Source organism: Neobacillus rhizosphaerae (genome assembly GCF_050477885.1).
GTDB classification, from domain to species: domain Bacteria; phylum Bacillota; class Bacilli; order Bacillales; family Cytobacillaceae; genus Neobacillus; species Neobacillus rhizosphaerae_A.
In genome coordinates, this window is the sequence record NZ_JBCNAC010000209.1 from 1 (window position 1) to 983 (window position 983).

The following is a 983-nucleotide window of genomic DNA, read 5'->3' on the forward strand; positions in this document are numbered from 1 at the left end:
TTTTCCAACACCATTGAACAATTTTGCCTTTGTGTATTTGGACATATCATTGGTCACTTCAAAATAGCCATGTGCTCCAGCTCCTTTTGCGTGTACTACACGCTCAGGTACTCGTTCACGGTTGAAGTGTGCTAATTTCTCAAGTAAATGTACATCTTGAAGTAATGTTGGGCCGCGTGAACCAGCAGTCATAGAATTTTGATTATCACCAACTGGTGCCCCATTTCCTGTTGTTAAATGCTTGTTAATATTACTCATTTAATCACCTCGTAAACTATTTTTTAAACTTAACTAGATTATAATATAAATCTTATTAAAATCAATACTAATTTATAATTATTATAAATTAGTATTGATTATCAATTAGTTAACATGTACCCACTACTACATACGTATTAAAAATATAGGACGTTATGCCAAAATTAAACAATTACGTACTAAAAATTTCTTTCAACTGTAAGGATTCATTATTAATATAGGAAAAAATAGATTATACTGTAGGTAACGTATATTTTAGGAGGATTTTTTATGAGTGAAATAAATCAAACAAACCAAACCGAGGAACCAAAAAAGAAGATCAGTTTACAAGATGCGATGAAGCAGCAGCTTTTAAATAAAAAGAATAAATCGACGGCAGGGAATTCCTCATCAAATAACGCTAATGCTACGCAAAAAATGAAAAGTCAGCAAACCAAGAAAGTAAGTAATTCACGGAGAAAAATGGGTGTCTAACGGCCAAAATCGAAAGGATATTCATCCAGGATTGGCAGTTAAAATTGTCCTAAAGGCTGATCAAAGAAGCGGCAAACTAACTGCAGGTGTGGTTAAGGATATTCTTACCAATTCAAGTTTTCATCCTCACGGGATTAAAGTCAGGCTAACAGATGGACAAGTTGGCAGAGTACAGGAAATTCAAAATATGTAAATTGAATCCCATAAGCTTTCGCCATGTTGGCGGAGGCTTTTTTTTACATAAAAAAACA

Annotated in this window: 3 protein-coding genes; 2 read left to right on the top strand and 1 reads right to left on the bottom strand. The window is 33.6% G+C overall.

The features are described 5' to 3' along the window. A partial coding sequence (locus ABES03_RS25735) for a catalase (protein WP_430122068.1) occupies positions 1-258 on the bottom strand: 258 nt, incomplete at its 3' end. A gap of 270 nt (positions 259-528) precedes the next feature. Between ABES03_RS25735 and ABES03_RS25740 the strand changes: the two genes are divergently transcribed. Further along, positions 529-732: a hypothetical protein gene (locus tag ABES03_RS25740; RefSeq protein ID WP_430122070.1), complete on the top strand. Its 204-nt coding sequence runs from the start codon at positions 529-531 to the stop codon at positions 730-732. Beyond that, positions 725-925 carry a YwbE family protein gene (locus ABES03_RS25745; RefSeq protein ID WP_309864017.1) on the top strand — a complete coding sequence of 67 codons (201 nt, stop codon included), beginning with the start codon at positions 725-727 and terminating at the stop codon, positions 923-925. The genes ABES03_RS25740 and ABES03_RS25745 overlap by 8 nt, the downstream gene beginning before the upstream one ends. The last annotated feature ends 58 nt before the right edge of the window (positions 926-983 follow it).

Excerpts from the sequence above, each read along its gene's own strand:
- ABES03_RS25740 (WP_430122070.1), top strand. The coding sequence starts at position 529 with ATGAGTGAAATAAATCAAACAAACCAAACCGAGGAACCAAAAAAGAAG.